The 24339-nt window shown below is 55.1% G+C and carries 27 protein-coding genes and 1 pseudogene; 27 read left to right on the top strand and 1 reads right to left on the bottom strand.

Going from position 1 to position 24339, the window contains the following annotated elements; translation table 11 throughout:
• Positions 1 to 133 precede the first annotated feature (133 nt).
• The 13 genes from mobC (at position 134) to DW082_RS03555 (ending at position 13868) form a co-directional block, all read left to right on the top strand.
• Entirely contained in the window at positions 134 to 2158 is a 2025-nt protein-coding gene (mobC, locus tag DW082_RS03500; RefSeq protein ID WP_118457370.1) for a conjugal transfer protein MobC, read from the top strand.
• A 109-nt stretch (positions 2159 to 2267) separates the two neighbouring features.
• Positions 2268 to 2852 carry a hypothetical protein gene (locus DW082_RS14905; protein ID WP_118457372.1) on the top strand — a complete coding sequence of 195 codons (585 nt, stop codon included), beginning with the start codon at positions 2268 to 2270 and terminating at the stop codon, positions 2850 to 2852.
• Positions 2780 to 3226: a DUF6047 family protein gene (locus DW082_RS03510; protein WP_147386954.1), complete on the top strand. Its 447-nt coding sequence runs from the start codon at positions 2780 to 2782 to the stop codon at positions 3224 to 3226. The genes DW082_RS14905 and DW082_RS03510 overlap by 73 nt, the downstream gene beginning before the upstream one ends.
• A 6-nt stretch (positions 3227 to 3232) precedes the next feature.
• Positions 3233 to 4372 carry a DUF6047 family protein gene (locus tag DW082_RS03515; RefSeq protein ID WP_118457375.1) on the top strand — a complete coding sequence of 380 codons (1140 nt, stop codon included), beginning with the start codon at positions 3233 to 3235 and terminating at the stop codon, positions 4370 to 4372.
• A gap of 23 nt (positions 4373 to 4395) precedes the next feature.
• A complete protein-coding gene (locus DW082_RS03520) occupies positions 4396 to 5502 on the top strand; it encodes a DUF6047 family protein (protein WP_118457377.1) in 1107 nt (368 codons plus the stop codon).
• A gap of 147 nt (positions 5503 to 5649) precedes the next feature.
• Positions 5650 to 6960 (top strand): DUF3945 domain-containing protein, encoded by a 1311-nt coding sequence (locus DW082_RS03525; RefSeq protein WP_182424081.1) that lies wholly within the window; start codon positions 5650 to 5652, stop codon positions 6958 to 6960.
• 2 nt (positions 6961 to 6962) lie between these two features.
• Entirely contained in the window at positions 6963 to 7400 is a 438-nt protein-coding gene (locus DW082_RS03530) for a DUF1896 family protein (protein ID WP_118457381.1), read from the top strand.
• 48 nt (positions 7401 to 7448) lie between these two features.
• Positions 7449 to 7928, top strand: a complete 480-nt coding sequence (locus DW082_RS14910) for a fimbrial protein (protein ID WP_259335492.1) — start codon at positions 7449 to 7451, stop codon at positions 7926 to 7928.
• Positions 7925 to 8482: a hypothetical protein gene (locus tag DW082_RS14915; protein ID WP_259335493.1), complete on the top strand. Its 558-nt coding sequence runs from the start codon at positions 7925 to 7927 to the stop codon at positions 8480 to 8482. Before DW082_RS14910 ends, DW082_RS14915 begins: the two co-directional genes overlap by 4 nt.
• A 97-nt stretch (positions 8483 to 8579) precedes the next feature.
• Positions 8580 to 10625 carry a DUF4906 domain-containing protein gene (locus tag DW082_RS03540; protein ID WP_118457382.1) on the top strand — a complete coding sequence of 682 codons (2046 nt, stop codon included), beginning with the start codon at positions 8580 to 8582 and terminating at the stop codon, positions 10623 to 10625.
• A 99-nt stretch (positions 10626 to 10724) separates the two neighbouring features.
• Complete coding sequence (locus DW082_RS03545) at positions 10725 to 11267, top strand: DUF3575 domain-containing protein (protein ID WP_118457384.1); 543 nt, start codon at positions 10725 to 10727, stop codon at positions 11265 to 11267.
• 12 nt (positions 11268 to 11279) lie between these two features.
• Entirely contained in the window at positions 11280 to 12962 is a 1683-nt protein-coding gene (locus DW082_RS03550) for a hypothetical protein (RefSeq protein WP_118457386.1), read from the top strand.
• A gap of 21 nt (positions 12963 to 12983) precedes the next feature.
• A complete protein-coding gene (locus DW082_RS03555) occupies positions 12984 to 13868 on the top strand; it encodes a FimB/Mfa2 family fimbrial subunit (protein ID WP_220452633.1) in 885 nt (294 codons plus the stop codon).
• Positions 13869 to 14640: 772 nt separating this feature from the next.
• Here DW082_RS03555 and DW082_RS03560 read toward each other — a convergent pair.
• Positions 14641 to 15339 (bottom strand): HNH endonuclease, encoded by a 699-nt coding sequence (locus DW082_RS03560; RefSeq protein ID WP_118457390.1) that lies wholly within the window; start codon positions 15337 to 15339, stop codon positions 14641 to 14643.
• A 462-nt stretch (positions 15340 to 15801) separates the two neighbouring features.
• On the opposite strand from DW082_RS03560, the gene DW082_RS14250 reads away from it, so the two are divergent.
• The 14 genes and pseudogenes from DW082_RS14250 to DW082_RS03625 all read left to right on the top strand — a co-directional run bounded on the left by DW082_RS14250 (position 15802) and on the right by DW082_RS03625 (position 24315).
• A complete protein-coding gene (locus DW082_RS14250; RefSeq protein ID WP_147386955.1) occupies positions 15802 to 16038 on the top strand; it encodes a hypothetical protein in 237 nt (78 codons plus the stop codon).
• On the top strand, positions 16016 to 16207 hold the full coding sequence (locus tag DW082_RS03565; RefSeq protein ID WP_055204299.1) for a hypothetical protein: 192 nt from the start codon (positions 16016 to 16018) through the stop codon (positions 16205 to 16207). The genes DW082_RS14250 and DW082_RS03565 overlap by 23 nt, the downstream gene beginning before the upstream one ends.
• 80 nt (positions 16208 to 16287) lie before the next feature.
• Positions 16288 to 17085: a DUF3560 domain-containing protein gene (locus tag DW082_RS03570; protein WP_118457391.1), complete on the top strand. Its 798-nt coding sequence runs from the start codon at positions 16288 to 16290 to the stop codon at positions 17083 to 17085.
• Between the two features lie 3 nt (positions 17086 to 17088).
• Positions 17089 to 17640, top strand: coding sequence for a hypothetical protein (locus tag DW082_RS03575; RefSeq protein ID WP_118457393.1), 552 nt, complete (start codon positions 17089 to 17091; stop codon positions 17638 to 17640).
• Positions 17641 to 17660: 20 nt separating this feature from the next.
• Positions 17661 to 18371: a PRTRC system protein E gene (locus DW082_RS03580; protein WP_118457395.1), complete on the top strand. Its 711-nt coding sequence runs from the start codon at positions 17661 to 17663 to the stop codon at positions 18369 to 18371.
• 29 nt (positions 18372 to 18400) lie between these two features.
• A complete protein-coding gene (locus DW082_RS03585; protein WP_055204290.1) occupies positions 18401 to 18622 on the top strand; it encodes a PRTRC system protein C in 222 nt (73 codons plus the stop codon).
• 43 nt (positions 18623 to 18665) lie between these two features.
• On the top strand, positions 18666 to 19781 hold the full coding sequence (locus DW082_RS03595) for a hypothetical protein (protein ID WP_147386956.1): 1116 nt from the start codon (positions 18666 to 18668) through the stop codon (positions 19779 to 19781).
• Positions 19778 to 20470 carry a PRTRC system protein B gene (locus DW082_RS03600; RefSeq protein ID WP_101572921.1) on the top strand — a complete coding sequence of 231 codons (693 nt, stop codon included), beginning with the start codon at positions 19778 to 19780 and terminating at the stop codon, positions 20468 to 20470. The genes DW082_RS03595 and DW082_RS03600 overlap by 4 nt, the downstream gene beginning before the upstream one ends.
• Complete coding sequence (locus DW082_RS03605; protein ID WP_118457401.1) at positions 20467 to 21249, top strand: PRTRC system ThiF family protein; 783 nt, start codon at positions 20467 to 20469, stop codon at positions 21247 to 21249. The genes DW082_RS03600 and DW082_RS03605 overlap by 4 nt, the downstream gene beginning before the upstream one ends.
• Before the next feature lie 159 nt (positions 21250 to 21408).
• Entirely contained in the window at positions 21409 to 21573 is a 165-nt protein-coding gene (locus DW082_RS14460; protein WP_182424082.1) for a hypothetical protein, read from the top strand.
• A 64-nt stretch (positions 21574 to 21637) separates the two neighbouring features.
• Entirely contained in the window at positions 21638 to 22159 is a 522-nt protein-coding gene (locus tag DW082_RS03610) for a hypothetical protein (protein ID WP_147386957.1), read from the top strand.
• A 98-nt stretch (positions 22160 to 22257) separates the two neighbouring features.
• Positions 22258 to 22881 (top strand): hypothetical protein, encoded by a 624-nt coding sequence (locus DW082_RS03615; RefSeq protein WP_118457404.1) that lies wholly within the window; start codon positions 22258 to 22260, stop codon positions 22879 to 22881.
• Positions 22868 to 23176 carry a hypothetical protein gene (locus tag DW082_RS03620; protein WP_118457406.1) on the top strand — a complete coding sequence of 103 codons (309 nt, stop codon included), beginning with the start codon at positions 22868 to 22870 and terminating at the stop codon, positions 23174 to 23176. The genes DW082_RS03615 and DW082_RS03620 overlap by 14 nt, the downstream gene beginning before the upstream one ends.
• A 13-nt stretch (positions 23177 to 23189) precedes the next feature.
• Positions 23190 to 24315, top strand: a pseudogene (locus DW082_RS03625) (hypothetical protein).
• Positions 24316 to 24339: the final 24 nt, after the last annotated feature.

Below are 24339 nucleotides of genomic sequence, written 5' to 3' on the forward strand. Positions count from 1 at the left end.
TGACGATCATATTGTTTTTTCGAAAAATCGGCTCATTGCGCTCTTTTTTCCGGCCATACCCGGCCCCGGACGGCCGCACCGACATATCCCGCAGGATTTTCCGTTGGACGGACGAACGTAAACCCGGAAAACCATGCAACAGGAAGACGACCTGCGGGGTCTCGCCAAAGTCATGCAGTTCATGCGGGCGCTCAGCCTGCTGTTCGCGCTCATTCATTTTTACTGGTACGCCTATTCGTGGATTACGGCCGTAGGTTGGAACACGGCCCTCGTCGATAAGATCCTGATGAACTTCCAGCGGACGTCGGGACTCTTCTCGTCGCCCCTTTACACCAAACTGTTCTGTCTGTTGTTTCTGGCCCTCTCGTGCCTCGGTACGCGAAGCGTCCGCAGCGAGAAGATCTCCCGCCGCCGGATCGCGCTTTGCGGAGCCGCCGGCATACTGCTGTTCTTTTGCGGCGGCTGGCTGCTGCGCCTTCCCCTGCCGGTACGAACTCTCGGCCCGCTCTACGGTCTGACGCTGCTGGCCGGCTATTGCCTGATGCTGGCCGCCGGGGTCTGGCTCGGACGGCTGATCAAAGAGCGCGTCTTCGAGGACCCGTTCAACGACGAAAACGAATCCTTCATGCAGGAGACCCGCCTGATGACCAACGACTACTCGGTAAACTTACCTACGCTGTTCTATTACAAAAGACAATGGCATCCGGGTTGGATCAACGTCGTCAATCCCTTCCGCGCGACGGTCGTGCTGGGAACGCCCGGTTCGGGAAAATCCTATGCCGTAGTCAATCAGTTCATCAAGCAGCAGATCGAGAAGGGATTTTCGATGTATATCTACGACTTCAAGTTCGACGACCTCTCCGTCATCGCCTACAACCACCTGCGTACCCACATGCAGGGCTATAAGGTTCCGCCTAAATTCTACGTCATCAACTTCGACGACCCGCGCCGCTCGCATCGCTGCAACCCGATCCACCGGGATTTTATGACCGACATCTCGGACGCTTACGAGTCCGCTTATACGATCATGCTAAACCTCAATAAGACGTGGATCACCAAACAGGGCGATTTCTTCGTAGAAAGTCCCATCATCCTGCTGGCCGCGATCATCTGGTTCCTGAAGATCTACGACGGAGGCCGCTACTGCACCTTTCCGCACGCCATCGAGCTGCTAAATAAAAGATATGCCGACGTCTTCGTCATCCTGACCTCCCACCCGGAGCTCGAAAACTACCTCAGTCCCTTTATGGACGCATGGAAAGGCGGGGCGCAGGACCAGTTGCAGGGACAGATCGCCTCGGCCAAGATTCCCCTTTCGCGCATGATCTCCCCGCAGCTCTACTGGGTGATGACCGGGGACGACTTCACCCTCGACATCAACAACCCCGATGCGCCCAAGATCCTCTGCGTGGGGAACAACCCCGACCGGCAGAACATCTACTCGGCAGCCCTCGGGCTCTACAACTCCCGCATCGTGCGCCTGATAAACAAGAAGGGCAAGCTCAAATCGGCGGTCATCATCGACGAACTGCCCACGATCTACTTCCGCGGACTGGACAACCTGATCGCCACGGCCCGCTCGAACAAGGTGGCCGTCTGCCTCGGCTTTCAGGACTTCAGCCAACTGACGCGGGACTACGGAGATAAGGAAAGCAAGGTGATCCAGAATACCGTAGGCAATATCTTTTCCGGACAGGTCGTAGGCGACACGGCCGAGACGCTTTCCAAACGCTTCGGCAAGATTCTCCAACAGCGCAAATCCGTATCGTTCGCTCAGGGAAGCACGACCCTTTCGACCAATACGCAGATGGATTCGCTGATCCCGCCATCGAAGATCGGCAACCTCTCTCAGGGTATGTTCGTGGGGGCCGTAGCCGACAACTTCGATGAAAAAATAGAGCAGAAGATCTTCCATGCCCAGATCGTCGTGGACAACGAACGGGTAAAGCGCGAAACGGCCGCCTACGTTCCGATTCCCGAAATATCCTCCTTTATGGGAGCGGACGGACAAGATCACATGAAAGAGATCATTCAGGCCAATTACGAACGGATCAGAGCCGACGTGGAGCGGATCGTCAAAACGGAGATGAAACGCATCGAGGACGATCCGGAACTACGCAAGCTGATCCCAAAACCTAAGCAGCAGGCTGCGAAATAGCTCCGTTTCACTGCTTACTGACGGCCATACCCGGCCCCGGACGGCCGTGCGGTATCATCCGCTCCGAAGCCGGGTATCTTAGCCTGCGGATAGTTAAATACCGGAGAATATGCAAGAAAGAAAAAAGGAAGGCGCGAGCCTGTACGTTACCTACGACAGCATGAAACGCCCGGTGCATATCAGCATCAAAGAGAGCGGGCTGTCCGGCTTTCTCGCCTTTATGCGGGAAGATACGGCCGAAGTGCTGCGACAGGGCTACGATCCGAACCTGTGGATGTGCCATTACCGATTTCCGGACCGCAGGCAGATTCCCGAAATCCGTCCGCAGAGCAACGACGACTATCTGGAACGCCTTTCCCGTGCGGCACGTTCCGCCGGCATACGGGCCGAGCACCAGATCGCCATGACTGATATGCTCTACTGCCTGCGGCACAGCATCGTTCCGCTGACGCCCGAGGCCGATCCCGCAAAGCTGGCCCTGCGGACGGACTACCCCGATCCGCTCGGCACCTCGGCGTGGAACTGCCCTCTCCGGGGATCGACATTCCGGAATACAGGGCCTATACCGCTGTCGAGACGGCTCCCGGCGTCGTATTTTTCAGCGATACGCAGCACGGGAAGATGCAGTTCGAAAAATACATGGACTACCATGCGTCGAACTTTTTCAATCCGGAGCAGCGGACGCCCTCGCTGAAGATCTACGACGTGATCGCCCGGCCTGCGGATATGGTCCCGATAACGGACCGGTGCTTTGCCGAAGCGGAGGACGGACAGGAGCGCAGAAACCGTTTCGCGGAGGCGTACGCCGACCGGGAACTACTCCGGCAGGGAAACCTCCGCCGGGAGTTCGACATGCGCCGCTCGACGGAAAACTATTACGCCTTTTTGCTGCGGGACGAACCGGCCGGGGAAAAGAAAAAGAGACTTGCCGACCGCTCCTTCCGGGAACTGTGGGAGCGGTTCCGGGAGGGCGGGAGACCGAAGGAACCGGCCGGTCCCGAATGCGTGGAAAGCCGCTCTTTTATGGGCGACAGCGAAGAGAGAACGCTCCGGATACGAAAACGATAAACGCCTATGAATACACATCCCATTCCGGCGACGGTCCTGCTGACCCTCGCTCCGGACCAGACGGCGAGCCGCGTGCAGATCTACACGGACGGTTTTACCCGGAAGGATTTCGACCGGTATGCCGCCGCCGATATTTCCGACGCGCGAAACGATCCCGACGGACCTCAGGACGCATGGATCGTGCGTTACGACTTTGCTGACCAGCGGAAGATTCCCCGGATCGGGGAGAACCGCACGGAAGATTATGCACGCTCGCTTCTGCGCCGGGCGCATGAAAGCCGCATCCGTCCCTGTTGTATCATACCGCTGCGCGATCTGATGTTCTGCGCGGAGTCCGGGATCGATCCGCTCTCCCCGCAGGGGACGCACGAGCGGCTGATCCGGCTCGACGGGTACGGACCGTACTGCGCGGCTCAGGGATTCGGAAGACCCGGCGGCCCCGATGCGTTCCGCAGCGTCCGTGCCGTAGAACTGCCCGACGGGGTACTGCTATTCGATACGGAACGCCTTCTCGGAGGGGACGCTTTCAAGGCTTTGATGCAGCACTGCTGCGACCGCTTTTACGATCCGGGGCTCTCCCTCGATCGGCTCGGCGTGTACGACATTCCCCGGCTCAGCGCGGAGTTCCTGCTCGAAGGCCGGGCCGGGGCGCTGAACTTCCACTGCGGCTACCGCAACCGGGATTTTCTTATCACCTCCCTTCCCGGAGCGTATATCCTCGACCGCTCTTCGATTCTCGAAGGAGTTCCCCTGCGGAGCTACGACATGCGTCCGACGGCGGACAACTACCTGCGCTTTTGCGGGCGGGAGGAGCTGCACCCGGAGGCGTGGTCGCCCAATTACGACATGACCGTTCTGCTGCGGATCGCAGGACAAGGCTATCCGGTGAAAGATGTCCCCGAAATGTGGAAACGGAAAGCGGGGAGCCTCAGGGACTTCGCCGACATAGCGGCCCGGTACGATCCCCGGAGGCCGGATGTATTATTGGAGCGTGAAGCGCGGCGGCGGGCCCGGGCCCTGCTCGAAAGCCGCTATCCCGACCGCAGGAAGCCCTCCGCCGAAGATACGGCGCCGCGGCAGTCGCTCCGCGCGGAGCGTCTTTCCGATACGCTACCGGTACGGTCCGTAAAACGTCATTCGATATAACCGAATCAACATAAATCCTTTCCATGAAAATCGAACGAACCTTCCGGGGCAGCGTATATCTGACGCTGACGCCCGCGATGCAGATCCGCCACATCTGCATCGACATTCCGACCGATCCGCAGGGATTTTTACGGTTCCTGCACAACAATTACGACGATCTGGACGACTCCAAAAGCGTACCGGACAACTACATGATCCGCTACGACTTTCCGGACGCCTCGAAAATTCCCCCTCTGAGGCGGGACGACAACTCGGCCTACCTGCACGAACTGACGGCCGTGACGACCGAACAACAGGCGTATCCGAAGAAAATCGTATCGCTGCTCGATGTGGCGTACTGCAAACGGAACCGCATCGGTCTGCTTACGAAAGAATCGGAACACGAAAACCTTTGCAAAACCATAGGATACATTCCGCAGATTTACCGGCTGCGGAGACTCAATCCTTCTTTCCCGAAGATAACGGGCTTTGAAACGGACCGCGGGGTACTGCTGTTCAGCAATACGGAAAAAGGACGAACGGCACAGGCCGATTACCTCCAGTACCAGGCAGATCAGTTTTTCAAGGCGCAGAACGGGACGACCTTTCTGCGAGTGCACAGTCTGCTTCATTTACCCGAAATTCCCTCTCGGCAGATCGACCGTTTTGCTGAAATGAATTATGAACATCATACGGACTGCAACGATTTTCAGCCCGTACCTGCCGAAATATATTGCCCGCCGGAGACGACCCGTTACGGATTTTGCAACGAGCGTTACGATATGCATCCGACGCTGGAGAATTTCGACAGATTCGTTCATCTCGACTATTGGAACAGCCCGACCTTATCGGACGAAAATTACGACATCGCCGCGCTGCTTCTCATTCGACAAAACGGCTGCCCTCGCGGAGGATTCTACGCCGATCTGTCTCGACCGTTTTTCCGTCAGGAAGAATTCGACCGGCTCGATGCCGCCAAAGCGGGCAAGAGCCCGGAACAGTGCGCCGGAATCGACGAAAAGATGAAGACCCTTGCGGGAGAAATCCTCGATCATGCATTTTCCGGATACCGGGGCGTTTCGAACGGGCGGAACCCGTCGCTGTCCGAAGAGCCCGGTCTGCCGAAGCAGCGAGCCGGCATGAAACGGTAGAACATCCCGATCCACCGTAAAAACGCCGCTGTCCACAGCGTATCGCCGGCCATGCGCGGCCTGCGGCGGCCGCCCGGTATCAGGCGTCGAACGGCTCTGTATATTCGTCCTGTAATCATTGTTCAACTTCTTAATTCTATTTCAATTATGGCAAAAAAAGAGAATGCGGGAACGGAAGCGTACCGCCCCGACCCCAACCGTGAAACCATTCTGATGGCCGACAAAGCCAACGGCCGGCTGGACGTTATCAGCGAGTTCCGGCGCGACCCGAACGACAACAACCGGATTTCGGTAGTTACCGTCACGCCCGAAACCAAAAACCGCGCGTCCTACTATACGCTGATGTTCGGCAGCGATGCGGCCAAAGCGATCTCCGATCTGCGCTATCAGGATTTCGTGACCCACCGCGACAATCCCGAGACGCCGGCCGTGGAGCGTGAGTTTTTCCTCTGTCCGGTGGAGCGCGTTCCCGAGGTCGTGAATGCCTACTATGCGCTTCGCAACGATCCCAAAGACGAGATCAGCGCCGCCATCCTCGCCGAGTGCCGCACCGGTTCCAACCAGCTCGACCGGCTCCGCTATAACCTGTACGACATTCCGTGGGGCGAACTCGCTTCGATCGGGATCGACCGCAACCAGCTCTCCGCGCAGGATATTCAGCGGCTCCGCGAAGGAGGAGAGACCCCTGCGCTGTTCGACGTCGTTTACAAAGTAGGACAGGACACGCAAATCTCGGCGGACAAATGCTCGCTGCAAATGTACCGCGATCTGGACGACCGTCCCCGGCTCGACGTCAAAGGCCCTCTGCCGCATCCGGAGTACAAGGACGAAAAGTACAAGATGCACATCAGCGCCGACGACGAGGCCCGGATCGCCTACGGCCGGGCTCTGCCCCGCGCCATTATGGTCGATAACCACGGCAAGCAGGAGTGGTGCTACGCAGGATTCCGCACCGACACCAACCGGATGATTACCGTACCCGTGCGGGCCGTCGCCAAACCCGAGTTCATCTACGGCAACCGGATCAGTCAGACCCAGCAGAACGAACTGGCGCTGGGCCGCGGTATCCGGCTCGAACACTGCAAGCTCAGGGACAAGGACAACGAGTTCAGCTCCGTGTTCCAGTTCGACGTCACGCGGATGGATTTCGTGCCGATCAATCCCAGTTATGCCAAGCCGTACATTCCGCCCCGGATCGCCGAGCAGTTGACCGAACAGCAGATCGAAGCGTTGAAGCGTTACGAGGAGATCGACGCCCGCAACGTCAAATCCTCTACCGGCCGCAGCCTTTCGATCATGGGAATCGACCGTTCGACCAATGCGCCCTATTACTCCCGCATCAACCGTTCTCAGGAGCAGAATAAGGAGCAGGAACAGGCCAAAGCGCAGGAGCAGACGGCGGAACGCCAGCAGGCCGTATTCGAGGAAAAGACCCGATCGCAGGGGATGAGCGTCTAACGATGGCTGCCAGAAAGAAGATTCCCGATCCGGCGTACTTCGCCCGAAGGCTCGGGGCATTCCTGCGGGAACATCACCCCCTGCTCGAAAAGACCGAGGAAATGGTCCGTGAGCGGAGCCGCAGGGCGTGGGTCTCGGCATGGGACGCCCTGCAATCGGGCGACAGCGTGCGCACGGCCCTGCAAAAAGCGGACAGCGTGCTTTATAAAGGACTGCTCTTCTCCGGGTACGATACGCTCAGGTGCGTTCTCGCCGCGGAGTTTCCCGAAGTTCCCGAATCCGAACGGCATGAGTGCGTGGTGCGGCTGCTCCCTCTGTGCAAGGAGACGTTCATGCGCTACGACCTCGGCGACAGCCTGCTCGCGAGCCCGGAATACAACCACCTGATTCTCGATCTGATCGGGGTCGTCCGCAGGCATATCGGGGAATGCCTGTATTAAAATGATCGACACTGCCTGCAAAGGCATAATCCATTAAAATTTATCACGATGAAAACATTGTTTTTTACGGCTGCCGCCGCAGCCCTGCTTTGCTCTTGCGACAAAGACAATTTCCAGACCGTAGAACCGGAGGGGCCGGTTACAGAGAATACATCCGCCGTCGTTCTCTCGTTCGGAGAAGCGAAAACGCAGGATGCGACCAAAACCTTTTTCGACCCGACAGCCACTGCCGAAGCATGGGAGAAATCGTTAACCTCGGTAAGCGCCCTTGTTTTTAATGCGGACGGCGGATTGCTCGTACAACGGGATTTTACCCCGTCGGAACTGTCGGCCAAAAAAGCCACGTTCGCCATACCCAATTCACTGGCGGGAAATACTTGCGAATTTTATGTGGTAGCCAACAGACCGGTTACGGGAATCGACACCAAAACGCAGCTTTTGAATCTGCTGGAAAACTCGCCTGCGGATTATAACGGCACCTTCGCCAGGTATCCGCTTCGGCCCGTCGTTCCGGAGGTTTCGTCATGACGGGTTCGGCTACCAAAGCCATCGCCGCGCAGGGGCAGCGAACGGACGTCTCCGTAACGCTCAAACGCACTGTCGCCAAAATCGCCGTGCAGACGTCCGCTACGGCCGAATTTTCCCAGCGTTATCAGGGGAAGATACGGATTAACACAGCCGTGCTCTCGAAAGCCGCCTCCCGGAGCAACCTGATCGCACAGCAGGCCCCGAACACGGGGCCCATGACCTTTACCCATACGCAGGCGGCATCGGAAACGTCGGGAAAATTCGATAATCTGTTTTACGGATTCGAGAACGGGAATCTCACTTCGGGCAGCAGGGTGTTGCTGACGCTCAAGGGCACCTACGACCGGGACGGGAATTTTGCCACGGAATCCGATCAGGCGGAAGTAACCTACGAGATCGAACTCAGCGGCGGCGGATCGGGACAGATCCTCCGTAACGGATATTACCGCATTCAGGTGGGGCTAGACGGTCTGACCGGAAGCGACGCTTCGGTCAGCGTATCGGTCGCCGATTGGGAAACACCCCTTACGCAAAGCGTAAATCTCGGAGCGTAGCCTGTCGGTGCAGCGGTGTTACGGGCAGGACCGATCCGCCTGCCTGTAATGCTTCTGCAAGGCATTCTCTGTTTCATTTATTCTGCAAAAATTCATTATGAAACGTTTTTTGATTCACACCGCAATTGTCGGGCTCGTGTGTTTCGGCTCCTGCATCGCTCCCGTAAAGGAACGGGAGGCGACGGGCGGAAACAGTCAAGGCGAATACATAGTATCCCTGCACGTAACCTGTCCCGAAATGGAACTGCGTACCCGGGCGCTCGATCCCTCGCAGGAGAAGCGCATCGCCGACCTCAATATCTATTTTTATCACAAGACGCTCGACATCGCCCGGCATATTTACAGCAAAGGCTCGACCGATCAGGTCGTGGTGTCGCTCTTTTCCGGAGACTACGATTTGTATGCGTTGGCCAATGCGGGGCGCGATCTGGGCGAACAGGACAAAACCGATCTCGAAAAGTACCGTTTTACATTCTCGGCAACGGAAGCGGAAAATCCAGAAAACCATCTGCCTATGTCCGCTTCGCAAAGCATATCGGTACGGGGTAATACGGACATCCGGATCGGACTGATCCGCTGCGTGGCACGAATCGATCTGAATCTTTCGGTCGATGCCGGGTTTTCGGACCGTTTTACGCTCGAATCCTTACAACTCATAAACGCGCCCGCTTCGGTTAGCGCCTTTTCCGAAAACCGGCCTGCAACGGAGGCTCTGTGCAATTATTCCCGAACCGGTATTACGGGAAATGCCCTCTCTTACAGTTTTTATACGGCGGAAAACATGCAGGGCGTGAACGGTTCCATTACCGATCCGAAAGACAAAAACCGGCAGAACGCGCCTAAAGCCGCCACATACCTGCATGTGCAGGGTTCCGGACTGAACGGCAAGGCGGACTATTTTATCTACCTGGGAGAAAATACCACCTCGGATTTCAACGTCCGCCGCAACGGACGCTACATTATGGACGTCCGGATCATGGGCGACAACGATGTGGATACCCGGGTATCGACCGTCGAGATGGAACTGACTCCGTTCCCCGAGACGGAATACGAAGTCTCCGCCCCGGCATATACGGAACTCAAAGTCACAGCGACGAACGATCCGGATAATCTGCTGTATCTGACCCCAAGCGTTCCCGAAGGGGGCGGGACGCTGCAAATCGACGGAATAACGTACCCCGAAGGCACACCGATCCTGTTCTGTACGGGAAACGAAAGCCGTACGGCCCGCGTGGCTTTATTGCAGGATGATCCCGGACAGGGACGGATACGTTTTACGCTCGGCGACAGCTACGGATATTCGCTTTCGCGCGAGGCGACCGCGCTCTTTGTGGAAAAGAGTTATCCGGTCATAACCTCCTATTCCGAACAACCGTGGGACAGAGAGGCCCACACGCCGCTCGAATTCTCCATCCATGCCGCACAGCAGGACAATACCGCAGGTTTTACCGTCCGTTACGAACTGCTGCAAGGCTCCGCAGAGATGTTTTACGACGGGACGCCGGTCGCGCCGGGAACGACCATCCGCACCGGAGCGAGCGATCCCGACACCGGCCGGGAATGTCCGTTCCGTTTTACGCCGACAGACATCGGTACCGCACGCATTCGCCTGACCTTCATCGGAACCGACGGACAAACCTCCGTCGTTGAAAAAGAAATCGACCGCATTATACCGTATCAAGTATTCCTGACACCGGATTTCGCCGAAATTCGTCCGGCTGGAACGATCGTTTCATCCGACGGGTATTCGGGCATCTATTACAAAAATTTCACACTTCGACTGCTCGTCTCCGCAAACAGGGAACTCGTAAAGCCGGTTACTCTTGGCATTACTTTGCAATACCGGCTCGGTCGGTACGAAACTTCGCCGGTTCCTACAGTGTCCACACGTACCGAAACAGGCGACGTAACTATTGAAATTGGAAACCGGACAGGAAGCGCCGATCTTACGACTTATCCGGCAAGCTGTATCGGTTACAATGCGGGCATGGGTTCCAAGATCATTTATCCGGGTTATTATGTGCTCCGGAAAAATAATTACGGTCCGAACGAACACGAGCAGGATGCTGCAATCACCACATGCCGGATTACGAGCGATACGGACCGTTCCATCGAATACATTATAAATGATCCTCCCAAATAAATAAGCAAGCGTGTTTATTGATCGCGACCATTTGGTAAAACAAAGGGAATCGGATTTCCAAGGGAGGTGTTCCCTGTAATAAAAAACATTACATAGACTATGAACCGGATTATTATATTTTTTGCCGTACTGCTCGCGTCTTCGACGACGCCCCTTTCGGCCCAATTTCAGGCCGTGCGGATCGATGCCTTAGCCCTGATGACCGGAACGCTTCACGCAGGCGTGGACTTTACGCTCGATAAAAAGCTCTCGCTGGATGCCTCCCTCTATTGGAATCCGATGAAATTCGACGCCTTCCGCTCCAAGCTGCTGATCGGTCAGGCCGGTGTGCGTTTCTGGCGTTTCGAACCCCACGCCGGACCGTTCTTCGGCGCTTACGCCGCAGCCGGACGCTACGATATGGGAAACCGTCGCCGGCATCACAAAGGCATTCTGGCCGGAGCAGGCGCATCCTACGGATATAGTTGGATGCTCGGCAGGCGCTGGAGCCTGATCGCCGAGATCGGAGCAGGGCTCTATTACGTGAGGGATACCCGCAGGGAATACTTCACCCCGTGGAGCGAGGACGAGATCATCCGCCGCAGCCGGCGACTGATGCTTCTGCCCTCGAAAGCCGAAATTGGTTTTTCCTGTCTGTTTTAAAAACGTTACGTTATGAAAATCCGTAATATATTATTTCTGACCGTGCTGTCGGTCTCGGCGCTCTCCTGCACGCTGACCCGCAGGATGGAGCGCCGGGGAGCGGCGGCGGGAATCGCACTGATCCGTAAAAGCGCCGATACGACTCTGTCCGAACCGTACAAGCCGAATTACCAGTGGGTCAAACGTCCCGCTCATGGAGACTCCGTATGCTGGGGCGAAACCGTGACCGACGATCGGGGCAAACGAATCATGTCGATCGATTTGCAGGAGGTCGAGGTCGTGGCACGCAGCAAAGTCGTGGTAGAACGTATGGGAAAGGTGACGATAGATTTCCAAATCACAGTACCCGAGCAACTTCAGGGGAATTGTCTGGGTATCGTCATAACGCCCTGGCTGGAGAATAACGGAAAAACGACAGCCCTTGAGGATATGGTTATCCGGGGCGGATTCTACAGCAGGGTACAGGACCGGGATTTATGGCAATACGACAGATTCCGGGAGCGCATGACGGCCCTGATGCAAAATATGCCGGACTCCGTTCGTGAATCCGTGCTCGGCAGGGCTTACCGCCGGATCATCCGCTTTCCACATACCTCCGGGGCGCGGCTGGATTCCATCGTTAAAAACAAAGAACGGTTGATCTACTATTATACGCAGGATGTGAATACGGAAGAAAGCGGCAAACGATTGAACGTAACGCTTCGGGGAAGGGTGCAGGCGCTCGACGGGAGCAGTTACGAACTGCCGGCCTCGGATACGATCGGATATACGATCTCTTCGATGCTGACATTCGTCGATACGACCACCCGGTATATGGTTAAGGTGATCGACAAATTCGTCGAGGTCAAAGACCGGAATTACATCCGTTTCAAAGTGAACGGCACGGCTATTATCGACACTCTGGGCGACAACCGCCGGCAGTTGGAACGGATTACCGGACTGATGGACAGCCTTTTGAATCAGAATGAATTTTACATCGACAGCATCGCCCTGTGCGCCGGAGCTTCTCCCGAGGGGCGGTTCTCGCTGAACGATCGCCTATCACGGGGACGGGCCCATGCCCTGAGCGACTATCTGGAGAGTCGTTTCGGACGGGGGATCGATACGATGCTCCATGTACGATGGATTGCGGAAAGATGGAGCGAACTCTCGGGACTGGTGGCCGAAGAGGATAGCATCGGAAACCGGGAAGCCATCATCGAGACGATCGGGCAAATGCGAGATCCCGACCGGACGGAAACCCGGATCAGGGAGCGTTATCCGGAAGACTATGCACTGATGCGCCGCAAACTGTATCCGTTGCTCCGCACGGTGGATTTCACCTATTCGCTCCGTAGGGTGGGAATGATAAAAGATACCGTACATACATTGGAACCCGACACGCTCTATGCCCGCGGATTGGAATTGCTGAAAAACAGACGCTACTCGAAGGCGCTCTATTATCTGGATGAATACAAGGACCGTAACAGCGCGATCGCTCTGCTTTCGCTCGGATACGACACGTTGGCTTACGAAACGCTGAAACATCTGCCCGAAGGGGCGGAAAACGATTACCTGCGTGCCGTATCCGCACTGCGTCTGGGAAAACGGGAAGAAGCGGACAGGTACTACCGCCGGGCCGCGGCGGCCGAACCCAGAATGAAGTACAGAGCGAAACTCGATCCCGAGTTCGCAGGAATGTTTAACGACGACTAACGCTCTTATACTATGAAGAAAATGCTGATAATGCCCCTGTTGGGGTTTATGGTGTGCGGCTGTTCGCTGAAAGAGGATACCGACATCGAGATCAATCCCAAACCGACCCTCGTGGTGGAATACCGGTACACCGATAAAAAGGGAAATAACACGACGCATGAAGAGGTCGGGCATACGGCCTCCCTGCTGTTCGACCCTGCGGGAGTGTTTCTGCGGGAAATAACCGCTTTCGGGGAACGCTTTACAGACTCGATGACCCTGCTCAGCGGCGTTCCCGCCGGAGAATATACGGTCGTGTCGTTCGCCAACGCGGACGGCATGGAACGTCCCGTACTAACGCCCGGAGTGTCGGGAATTACGGAGTTGCTGTGCAAAAAGAAAGACACGGGGGACAACCGCACCGCCGTGCGTCTTTTCCACGCTCTCACGCGCTTTACCGTACAGCGGGGCCGGCCGCAGGTGCGCCGGATAGATCTTAACAAGAAATATTTCCGTATCGAACTGAGCGTAACCGGCGCCGATAAGCTCTCCGGAAGCGCGGACGATTTCCGGGTGCTGTTCGACGGAATCCCTGCGGGGATCGACTACCGGGGAGAACCTTTGCAGGAAACGATACGGTTCACGCCGCTGCTGGAAAAGGACGAAACGGGAACGATGAAAGGCATATTCGACGTATTCTGTTTCGGACGGCAGAACAAGGTGCGGATGACCCTGCGATCGAAAGAAGAGACTGTCGGAGAAATTTCTTTGTCCGACTACCTGGCCCGGTACGGCGAACGGATCGATTATCTCTGCGGTAAAGAGGTGATAATTCCGATCCACATCGACGTCACATCCTCCGAAATTACCGTTACGGTCAGCGACTGGGACGAAGCAAAGGTGCAGATTCCCGTGTTGGGGGAGTAAAACTAAGGTAAATGTTACTGCTGTGACAATCACAGACCAACTCGTAGGCATCATCGAGGTGGAAGCCACATAGGTGGACAATTCTGCTTGCATATGTTGAGCAATATTAATGGCACACGGGAGATCGATTTCCCATGTGCCATTTTATTTGAGACAAACTGTTATAAGTAGTTTAGATAGTCGGCAGGTGTTAAGACACAAAAGTTAGGATGTACCTGTTTTATTACCTTTGTCATTCTTTTGTCGGATGTTACTAATATAGAAGAATGCAAATCAGATCGTTTACAACGTTGAATCAGTAGTCACGAATTTAAAATTATGGATCGTTTATTTGCCTACAGCGACCGGTGTGCAGACAGGTGCATGGACCGAAGCAAATAGTCCATTTCCTTTCCCCGACATGGACTATTTCTGATTCGTGTCTTCCCTTCATATCACGATTTTCCGGTTCCCGCAAAGACGGGTACGGAGTTTTGCGGCCGCCTGTTTGTATGCGGCGCTGTTTCGGCATAAGAGTATGTCATTTACGCGATTTATCCAGTGGCTCAGACCCGTACACTGGATGCGGACTATCCGTTCGAACGGACAAAAAGATGTTGAAAATCTGAAAATAGGACATCTGACCGTTGTTTACGTTTCACTTATTTTCATCTCTTATATCAACACAAAAATGGTAAACGAACAGTTATCATCTAAGAAGACTTTTCCCTTATGCCGTAAGTTCGATTTCCATGTGTTTCGTTTTTTATTTTCTTGTTAATTGTTTCGTGTATTAAAGGTATATTTTCCCATCATTCAGTTTTGTGTGAACCAGTACCGAAACCACACAGCCTATTATCGCGCACATACCATATCCCCATTTGGAGGGTTTATGCCCTGTTTTTTTGCATCCATAATAGTACAATGCCGTAGTAACACCTGCTGTTGCCACCCCTGAAGCAACACTCACAGCCATTGGATGCTTATGCATAACAAATTCAGTTGTGTTTTTTATGCGTACCAACGAAGACTTCTGCCTGGGAATTAGGGTCTTCATTCTGTCGTTGTTCGACGTAAGACTTCCTCCACAATGTTTATTCTCGTCATGTACTTTTTTGTCTGTCAATACCATATTGCAGTCGTCCTTCGGACTATGGTCATGATGCCAAGTACGACCCTCTGGAGTCCTTCCCCTTCGAAGATCGTCGATATCTTTCTGCGAGAGATTGTGATCCTCACACAATTTCGGATCATCCGTACACTTGCTGTATAATTCTCTTGAAGCCATTTCCATCTGCATCCGGTATCCATTATTAGGATATTTTTCCCAGAATTCAGTGCTATTTGCTCCCGACAAATGAATACGAGGCCCCTCAAAATCGGGCGCCTCAGAGAATTCGGCAATCCGACCATCACCATAGTTCCTTACTACAGTTTTCATTTTCACTGTTGGTTGCAACGTACGCAACGACTTTATTTTTGTTGTTTCCATATTTTTCACTTGTTTCTGGCTGCAAATATAATGCTTTATTTATAACTCCGTGTGTTTAAGTGTTGTCGGGAACTATCCAGACATATTTATATTCCCCTGTGATGTGCGACCGGAAGTACGAGCCTGTATCCGGGGACATTACGAATGCGGGTACAATCGGGTCATTAGTAAGTTCCGTGGTGTAAGACTGATGATAAATTCTTGTTCTTACAGTATTATATTATAAAGGATAACGATTTATTCCGTTCCTACGCGAAGGTCGTGAACGGCGACCGCCCCTGACAAGGTTGCCCTGCGGTTCGGGCGAAAAAATCGCACCCTTCGGGTGTATCGCCCGAAACCTTGCATGGGCGGATCGGGACCCGTTCACGGCCCTTGCCTTCGGAACGGAACCAAATCTAATAAAACGTCAAAAAAAGTTTATTGGTTTTTCTGTTCCATAGAATCTAAAAAACATTTGCTATGGAAAAGAAAAAGATCGTGAGGGGGATCGTACTGATTCTCCTTTTGTCGCTGTGCGTCTATTACCGGCAACCGCTGCTGCACCTGCTCGGCTGGTTCCTTCTGGGAACTGGTCTCATCTGCTTTATTCTAAGACTGCTCTGGAGACGGCGCGGCCTGATTCTGGCATCGCCATCGTTTATTTTCTGTTCTGTAACGCTTAACCGTCATTCCCATGCCGAACACCGACCGATATAAGAAAGCGGGGTATGAAACCCGCGAGGATTACCTGAATGACCTGGCCGTGCGATACTGTGTCAATCCGATGATCGTCTCCGGACTGGCCGGGATTCTGGGAGACGAGGAAGACTTCGACGGACTCGTCTCGGCGATCGAAGATATGAGGGATATGATTCCGGCGGACTGATCCCGCACTTCATACGAATAACATGAAGACCGGCCCGAAGCCGGTCTTCGCCATTTCATAACCATTAACAATTAAAAATCATGGCAACAGGAAAAGAGAGAAAACAGGCACGCGCCGACCGCTATCGGGAACGCGCATTACAGGCGAAAGCCGGTTCTACCGCAGCTTACAGGCGTTCGGAAGAACTCACGAAGAACATCCCTTCCGGACAGCCGATACTCGTCGGGCATCACAGCGAAAAAAGACACCGCCGGGTTCTCGAATGTTCATGGAACGCTTTGGGGAAGAGCGTCGAACTGGAGCGGAAGGCGGATTATTACGCGGCGAAAGCCGAGGCTGCCGAGCATAACCGGGCAATCTATGCGGAAGACGATGACGCCGTCGAGAATCTGACGGCGAGAGTCGCAGCGTTGGAATCTCTTCAGGAGCGTATGAAAGCGGCCAACAGGATTATCAAAAACCTGAAACAGACACAGGAAGAGAAGATCGAGGCGCTGTGCAGACTCGGCTTCGAAAGACGGAACGCCGAAGAGCTGTTTGTCCCGAATTGTTTCGGACAGATCGGCTTCGCCGACTTTACGATCCGGAACAACGGGGCCAATATCCGGCGGCTGAAAAAACGGCTCGAAAGCGTCGCCCGTCTGAAGAGTACCCCGACGAAGGAATACACGATCGGGGAGGTACGGATCGTCGAAAATACCGAAGCCAACCGCCTTCAGGTGTTTTTCCCGGAAAAACCGTCCGAAACGGCACGGAAAGAGTTAAAATCCAACGGTTTTCGTTGGGCGTCGATCGCAGCGTGCTGGCAGTCCTATCTGAACGAACGCCAGAAATACCGTATCGAACGAATACTGAAAAATGAAACTGCCAAATCCTGAATTATGCCGCAATTCGATTTTTATCAGGACACGAGAATACGGACCTGGGAACGCTGCCATTTTAAAGTAGAGGCGGAGAGCTACGAAGCGGCGGTCGCTATAATAAAAAATTTCTGCGACTGCGATGTAAACAACCACGAGGAAGAGGTCGAATTCGGGCCCCTCGAAATCCTTTTCGAACATTCCGAAAAGATCGATCCCGGGAAGAACGAAGGGAGAGCCACGATCAGGATCTACGCAGAGGACGATACTCCGATTATCGACAACGCACCTTTCGGAACGGATACATCCGGTGCTGCAAAAGAAACGAAGACAATCGGCAGGCAGGATAATCGGAAAAACCTGCCTGAAGAAAAAACATGGGGCGTATTTCTTTATTCCGAAGAATATTTTCCTTCGGACGTTTCCGACCGGGAGATCGTCGAACGATGGCGACAGACATGCAAAAACGAAACGTCCGCACCTGTGGAAAACCTTACCCCCGACGAATTCGCCCACCGATTGAATGAAGGCGGTCTGATCGCCGGGTACAAAGTTCGGTTCATCCATTATTAATCCATAAAACCATTTCAATCATGTTTTTCGAACAGATCGACCGGATGATGGGACGGGATGCGGACCTGATCCTGACCATCCGCAAAACAGACGACGGCACGCTGACCGTAGCGGCGCACACCCGCATGAACGGAGTGGAGGACGAGGCTCGGCACTACATCGCCCCGTTCACGGCCTCGGGCACTCCGCAGGAGTTGGATACGGGTTTCATTCCCGCACTGGCCGAGCCCGCAGTCAAAACACAGGGTCTTCTGACGAACCTGAAGCAGTACGAGAAGCAGCTCGAAACGGCCCGTGCCAACAGCAAGGCAGAGAAAGAGCGTAAAGACAAGGAAGCGAAAGAGGCGAAGGAGCGTAAGGAAAAGTGCGACAAATACCGGAAGAAGGCCGACGAACAGACCGCCGCGGGCAAATACGCCGACGCGCTGACCAACCTGCGCCAGGCACGCCTTCACGCTACGGAGGAAGAGAAGAAAAAGATCGACGCGCAGATCCGCACCGTACAGGCCAAAGCGAGTCAGGGAACCCTGTTCGGAGCGGCGATGCAGCGGCCGGCACAATCTCCTTTACAACCCCGCCCGCAGCCTGTCCCTGCCGTCCGTCCGGCAGCCTCCGCTCCCTCTTACGTGGAGGAGGACGCCGGCGATCCCTACGGCGAGTTCGTCGATTTCCCGGAAGAATGCCGGGCGAAAGACCCTTGCCAGAATATGGACCGGGACACATTATTCTAAACCTAAACCTTTTATAAAAGACATCGATTATGGCACTTGCTGTTAACGGCCTCGAACGGGCCTTTACGTTCGAAAAAGGAAACGAGACGATCACGCTTTCCGATCCCAATCCTTCCATGACGCCCGAACAGGTGATGAACTTCTATGCGGGAACCTACGCGGAACTGACCACGGCGACCGTACGGGGCCCGGAGATCAGGGGCGACCGAAGCGTTTATACGTTCAAAACGACACTCGGCACGAAAGGATGACGGGTATGAAAAAGAAAACGACAACCGATAAACCGAAACCACCATGCGAACGGGAATTGGACGACCGGCAGAGGTACAGCCTCTGCCGTCTTATTATCGACGAGGCGACCGACCGCGACTACGAAAGGGGAACCGACCGCAAACAGCGGATCGCAGCGCCGGAAGGTTCGGTCATGATTTTCTAAGGACGGAATTTCCCGGACTCACCCCCACGAAGATCGAACGGGAGACGAACGAAGGCTGCGTCGATCTGCTGACCGAAGAGAATTACCGTTACCTGCTGGAATGCGTCCGCCATTACGCGGGGCTTCTGGGAAGGGAGTTGCGGCATACTTCCGGAGAGACTCTGTGCGGAAGCTTCGTCAATTTATACAAGGAGTTGGCTGCCTTGGTTCCGCAAGAGATCAATTTCGAAGTTTACCAAGATCGGCTGACTTTTTGCCTGTACGAGTACCACAGTTGGCCGGAGTGGACTTTCCACTGGCTTCCGGTCTCCTTTATCGACAGGCTGGAGGGACCGCTCAAACGTATCGCCATAACGTTCATCCATGAGTTCGCCCAAAGCAACGGGATGAGCTATCTGGACGAATGGGGCGATCTGGAGTGGGCGTTGGAGTGGATGGACGGATATGCGTCGGGGCCGAACCCCGACAAAGAGGAACGTAAGGAGTACCGCCGCACGATCCGATCCTACTGCAAAGGCCATGCGGTTCATCTGCTGGAGCGCGTACAAAAACGCTGTTACTACAAACGTCTGCGGCAGGCGGTCGAACGGTATCGTCCCGCGGATGAATACGAAAAAGGATTGATCGCCCTGTTTCGGGAGGGATTGCAGTTCATCGGGTCGGATACGCCCTCGATCATGCGCTACTTCTACGACCCGTACGACGATGAAGGAATAGGGGACGGGATTACGGTCGATCCGGACCGGATGATCCGGGTCGTCTTCGATCCGCACGATTTGCTTGCGGACAATCTCTCCGAGATGCTGAACCATGAGATTCAGAACTGCGATTATCTCATCGCTCCCGCCACGACGCTGTTTCTCACTCCCGAACTGACGGAGCCGTTTTCAAAAGACGACTATCCGGAACGCTTCGCCGCATGGGCAGAGAGTTTCGCCGAATATTTAAACGCTTATAAACCCGATCGACCATGAACAGACTGACCGAAGAGTTCCACGAGCTGCTTCGTCCCGAAGCGGCGCTGATCGCATACTGTTGCGAGAAGCCGCAGCGGAAATACTATCTGGAGACGCGCCCGATCTTGGAGAACGGCAAAATGGGCGAAGGCCGGCCCGTATCCCATGAGTTCATGAACCGGCTCCTGAACGCTTACGGCGAATCGCATTCGGGCGCACCTTTCGGTTTTGTGCCGGAACGCCTGCTCTACTGCGACGTCCGCATGGGCCGGGAAAAGTACGTCTGGTTCGATCCGCCCGGCAAAAGAATGATGTACTTCAGCGAAGGACTGGGCATCGAGAATGCCGAATACCACATGCCGGGCGTGGCGTATGTCGTGGAAAACGATACGCTGCGCGTATATGCGTTCCGGGGCGAACGGCCGCAGCCTCAGGAGAAGCTGTTCCTCGGACCGTTCTTCAATACTTTTTCCAGCCATGTATGCCTCGGCACGGCGCGTCTCGACAAGCCTAAAAATCCGACCTATGCGGAGCTTCTGGCATATTGGGAAAAACGGTTCTGGCAGTCGGAATTCTCCCACCTGAGCGGGGAAGGAAACCCGACGAAACACAACCTCGTGCTCGTCACGAAAGCGGCCCGCGACCGGCCGTTCGACCCCGACGAACTGAAACCCTATGATAAAACCCTCGAACAATTATGCCTATGACACGCGCACATTTTTCAGACAGCTACCTGCTCGATCCCCGGCATCCGGTAACGGTGAACGTAATCGGAGCCGGAGGAACCGGCTCGCAGGTCGTCACCTCGCTCGCCCGTATGGATACGGCCTTACGGAAACTCGGCCATCCGGGTCTTTTCGTCCGGGTCTATGATCCGGATACGGTCGGCGAGTCCAATATCGGCCGCCAGCTTTTCAGCGAGGCGGACCTCGGGTTGAACAAGGCGCAATGCCTCGTCACGAGGATCAACCGCTTTTTCGGCAATGACTGGGCGGCCGTGCCGGAACGTTACCGGGAGCCGGAAGATAACCGGTTCGCCAATCTTTTCATCACCTGTACGGACAGCAAAAGCTCCCGGCTGCAACTCTCGAAGCTGCTCGAAGCGCACCGGCCGGGAAACGGTTATACGGACTACAGTACGCCGCTGTACTGGTGCGACTTCGGCAACGCGCAGAAAACAGGCCAAGTTATAATGGGCACGATCCGCAGGAATATCAAACAGCCGGAATCGAAGAAGTTCGAAACCGTGCAGCGGCTGCCGTTCGTAACCGAATACGTGAAAAGCTACGCCCGGATCAGAGAGGAAGAGTCCGGGCCGAGCTGCTCGCTCGCGGAGGCGCTCGGCAAACAGGATCTGTTCGTCAACTCCACGCTGGCGCATCTGGGGTGCAGCCTGCTGTGGAAGATGTTCCGCGAGGGCGTCGTCTTCTGTCACGGATTCTACATGAATCTCGATACGATGCGCGTCAATCCGATCTCCGTATGAATTTATTGTCGAACGACATCTAAAACGAAAAGTTATGCCTTACGATTATTCTCAGCAGAAAGAGCCGATGCGAACCCGCGAGTACGCCTACGTCAAGGAGGTGGAAAACATGCTTAACGGCAGTTCGATTTCGGGCGTTTCGCCGCCTGCCTGCCCGAAATGCACCGTACGCTCCAGCAGCGTTTCTTTCGACTGGTCAAAGAGTGCATCCTGTTTATGGCCGGGCCCGGAAACGTCGCTGTCGACGACCGCAACCGGGCCTCCTACGAAATGTGCCGCGATCTGGCCGAGATCGTTCGTAACCGACCTCTGCCGTTTATCTGATACGCCGCGGAGCGATCGGAAAGTCCGAAGTTGAACAAATCCAGTTAAATAAATATTCGACGAAATGAACACACAAAAACTAACAACCAGCTTTTTCGGCCATAGGGTCGAAGTGACGCTCGTCACTGCCGATGACGGCGACAAACGTTACGCGTCGATACCGAATTCTGTCGTAGACCTCTTTTCAGAACGTATGGAATGCGGAGAACGGGAAGGTTCGTTCGAAAATCTACCGGACGATGAATTGAACAGCGGGGCCGACGGATTCGCCCTTTCCGGACATTGGCGCATAATCGAGATCGACTACCGGAAAATAGTCCGGATACTGACATGGAAGGGCGAATGCGCTTCCCATGAGGCTCTTACCGAAGAGTCGTTCGTCCGCCACTTCGGTAATGCGGCGGGAGATCGTTATTATAAAAAATGGAAAGGTCGCTTTCGGTTCGACCTATGTCGGATGTTGGCCGGTTTCGAAGGCAACGACTCGGACGGTCAACGCTTTTGCGATATGATCGCCGAGGAAGTACGAAAATACGAACAACGCCGGAGTGAAAAACAACCGGATTTATACGGACGCAGGGAATGATACGCTTTTTGGGGAAAGACGTAATAAATCGAAAACCATGTAAACCGAGGGCGGCTCTGATGAGCCGCTCTTTTTTATATCCTTAAAAATCTATCGTTATGGGACAAGAAACAAAAACGGCATCCAAGGAGTTCAAAGTACGCCTGCACCATACGGATCCCGGGCGCTGTCTGGAGGTATGGGAAATGCAGCGGGAAGGCAAGAAAAACATCTACGTCGGGCGGGAGGACTGCGGAGCCCATCTGTGGCAAACGCTGCGCGACGCTCCCGACGGCTTTTGCGAATGCGATTATGTCATCAGCCGCTCCGTAGAGTTTATCATCTGCAAGGGAGACTGGACTCCCGTAGGACGCGACGGCAACGACCGCGAACGTTTCGCGGAACCCTATCCGACGCTGGACGAAGCCTGCCAAAAGGCTTGGGAGCGTATCCGGAAGGACTATCCCCATGTCACACGGGACGGATTCGGGGAGTGGATCGAATCTTTCGCGCCGCGGAAGATGGAAGCGAACGAAAAATGGGAATGGCGCGATGCCTGCAAAGAGACGACCGGCCGCGAAGAGCTCTGCCGGTTCGACTACATCGGCGATGAGATGGTCGTATTCCGCCTCAGCCGGAAACACACGAAATGCGAAGCCCGCTGGAAGGAGTATTTCGCCCAATACGCGAATGTCGATGACCCGGAAAGGTATCTTAGATTTTACGGCTATGAGTACCGGTAGCGAAGACCGGTTCCCGCTGACGGTGGGCGAAGATACCGGAGATACCATCGACGTGAGCCTTTCCCCCGAAACGACTCCCGGAGTCTATGAACGCAGGGTTGCCTGCCTGATGCAGAGCGGCCTTTCGGAAGATGAAGCCCGGAGAGCAACCGCAACCCCGCTCACCCTCGAACTGTTTTACGGCATAGGACAGGGACTCTTCGCCGTCGAGTCCGAACCGCTCGACAGCATTCGGGTTTACAATCCTTACGATGGGACGGAGGTTCCCAACGAGAATCTTATTTATAACCGTTAAATCTTTACTGGAAATGAATGCACAGGAAAAACAACAGGGCCTGAACGAAGTGGTCGTCCGCAAGGAAGAGAAAATGATCACGGCCCGTCAGGAGAACGTGCGCGCCGTAATCGGCCGCCTGCACAGGGAGCAGGAACTGCTCCGCGATTACGTCGTTCCCATAGGAACGGAGCGCCACCGTTTCGACCAAACGCCCGTCGTATCGTTCCGGGACGAGGGAACGGTTACGCTGAACATTCCGCAGGGAGCGTACAGCCTGCACGGACATGCGATCGGACAACTGGCCGCCCGCATGGACATTCCGTCGCGTTACCTGCGCGAGATGGCTGCCGGGGAGCCGTGGCAGCGTGCGCTGGCGGCCGACATGCTGAACCGGCACTCCATACATACGCCCCGAGCCCGGGTACTGCTCCGGACGGTCGGGGCACAAGTGCGGGGCGTGCTGAGCGACAGCTACCGGCGTATCGACAGCCAAAGTACCCTGATCGCCTTTCTGGAGGAGGCGAAACGGCAGGGTGCGGTAATCTGCGACGCTACATGAGCGACACGAAAGTATGGGCCGAGACGATCCTGCCGGCGCCGCTGACTATCCCGACGGCTAAAAACGGCCATGTCGTGATTTTCATGGGCGCGCGCTTCTCCACTTCGGACTACGGGGACGGAGCGCTCGACATGCGGGCGTTCCTGCTCAACGGAGTTTGCCTGAACGGTATGGTACGCGAAAGCGTATGGAAGCAGATCCATCTGGGAGCGAAGCTGCCCGGGAACCTACGGCTGAGCGACCGTACCTACGAGCTCGACACGCAGGCCACGGTGTCGGCCGTACGAGACCTGGCCCGGCAGCTTTACAGCCGCGAGACGATCCGCAAAAAGGCGGTCGAAATTCAGCGGGCCAGCGAAACGGACGTGGATTTCACGGCGGAGCTCCAACGGCTGGTGAAGAACAACCGGCTGCTGAAAAACGAGAGCGAGCAGGTGGAGCAACTGCTGATGCAGAACCGGCCCGAGGACGGACTTCAGGGCGAAGCCACGCTGTGGAGCTGACGCAGGCGCTGACGGCTTTCGCCCGGGATACGGAACCGACTCGCAGCCGGGAAATGCAGGAACTCTCCGGCGAGCTGTTCAAAAAGATCGCCTGAACGGAAACGACACTCACCGGGGGA

The organism is Alistipes sp. AF48-12, from assembly GCF_003477565.1.
Classification (GTDB): domain Bacteria; phylum Bacteroidota; class Bacteroidia; order Bacteroidales; family Rikenellaceae; genus Alistipes_A; species Alistipes_A hominis.